The sequence below is a fragment of the Roseateles sp. GW835-FHT13E02 genome, assembly GCF_058794035.1.
The window spans coordinates 1-1,549 of record NZ_JBXAGJ010000050.1; the positions used below are offsets into that span (position 1 = coordinate 1).

The window sequence follows — 1,549 nt, forward strand, 5'->3', positions numbered from 1 at the left end:
GGCGACAGCTACGACAACGCACTGGCCGAGACCATCAACGGGCTGTACAAGGCCGAGGTCATTCACCGGCGCGGGCCTTGGAAGACCAAGCAAGCGGTGGAACTGGCGACCCTGGAATGGGTGGCTTGGTTCAATCATCACCGGCTGATGGGACCACTGGGCTACGTCCCGCCAGCGGAGTTCGAAGCCAACTACCATCGTCAACGCGCTGGTCAGGCCGCGACCGCCTGACTTAAACCAACAGGCCTCCTCGGAACCCGGGGCGATTCATTCAGCCAGGAAACCCACTTCTCGCATAGCGCCAACATTGCATCTACTTGGAATTTCTCTAGAGGCAACTGAACCGATGAGAACGAGGAAAAGCCTATTGCCCCAGTTTTAGCCTCTGGCGAACCATCAAGGATTACGTACAGAGCGTGAACTTCCTGCTTGTTGATCGGATGCGCGATATGCCAGTCGCGTATGCCGCGCAATCTCTCGTGAAGCTCAATGTCTTCGGCCGTTGCTGTTGGAAGTTCTTCGATGGATAAGCGCGCTCTAATTCCGCTTGTGAAGCAGCGGCTGTAGCGTACTAGCGCCGCAGTTGAGAGCGCATCTAGAAGAACGGGATCTGAAGTCTCAGAGTCGAGTTCATTCAAGAGGCGAGTGGCCAGCTCGTGAGAAGAGTGAATGTCCTGCAGCCAGCCGTGAATGTCTGGTACGCGTGTCTCTACCGTCGGGATCCATCTGCGGTAGATAGGATTCTCAGTCGCCATCTGATGCTCAACGTTGAAGCTGAGGGGCCGGAGCCAGCTGGCCGCATGGAGCTGAAAATATGCAGGCAGCGTAGCGCGGCCAGCTGGCGGAGGTCCACTCGAGCGACGGGTTAGGCGTCAGGTTCTGCGAGAACCCGAGCCAAGAACGAAAGATGCTGTTCATAGAGAGTATGGGCCGTTGTGCCCGCCTCGTGCCCTTGGATCTTGACCGATGTGCGCGAATGCTGATCCTGAAGCAACTGACGAACCCTTAGCAGGCGCGCGGACTCCTTTGCGAGGGCTTTGTGCTGAGACATGCCCCACTCGTGGTTCTGCTTGGCAAGGCGTTCAAAATCATTTTCGTCGTATTGACCTTCCATGACCGTCACTCTGACGCCGCGCAGGACGATCTCGTTGCCATGATCGGTGGTGAGCACTGCTTCCGTACCAGAATTCAGGGCGAAGTAGCAACCGTCATCGAGGTCCTTGGCACGGAGAAGCTCTGCATAGAGAGCCTCCACTTCAACTGGCTCCTCCACCGTGACAAGGAGCACCGGATGGATATCGGGTTTTGGATCGAAACCGCCAGTAACGATGCGGGCGACGATAGTGCCGCCATCGCGTCGGACGCGGTCAAGGAAGCCTTCGAAGGGGTGCATGCTTTTTGACGCCTAACGTTTGACATGAGTGGCGGCCAAAGGCGCTAGCCTTTGGACGTCCCTCTCGATGGAATACGACGGGACTTCCCACCTTCAGGCAACGGCGTCAAAGCGCCAAGATTGGTGGTGTTGGTCATCAATCTGCAGCCATTTCGA

Annotated in this window: 3 protein-coding genes; 1 reads left to right on the top strand and 2 read right to left on the bottom strand. The window is 56.9% G+C overall.

Features of this window, described 5'->3' with window-relative positions; genetic code table 11:
- Window positions 1–231, top strand: a 231-nt coding sequence (locus AC1Q6P_RS23940) for an integrase core domain-containing protein (RefSeq protein ID WP_492666268.1), incomplete at its 5' end; no start/stop codon positions are given.
- On the opposite strand, the gene AC1Q6P_RS23945 is transcribed toward AC1Q6P_RS23940, so the two are convergent.
- Both AC1Q6P_RS23945 and AC1Q6P_RS23950 read right to left on the bottom strand, forming a co-directional pair.
- Window positions 213–638, bottom strand: coding sequence for a hypothetical protein (locus AC1Q6P_RS23945; RefSeq protein ID WP_492666269.1), 426 nt, complete (start codon window positions 636–638; stop codon window positions 213–215). The genes AC1Q6P_RS23940 and AC1Q6P_RS23945 overlap by 19 nt on opposite strands.
- 227 nt (window positions 639–865) lie before the next feature.
- On the bottom strand, window positions 866–1,393 hold the full coding sequence (locus AC1Q6P_RS23950; protein WP_171829323.1) for a hypothetical protein: 528 nt from the start codon (window positions 1,391–1,393) through the stop codon (window positions 866–868).
- Window positions 1,394–1,549: the final 156 nt, after the last annotated feature.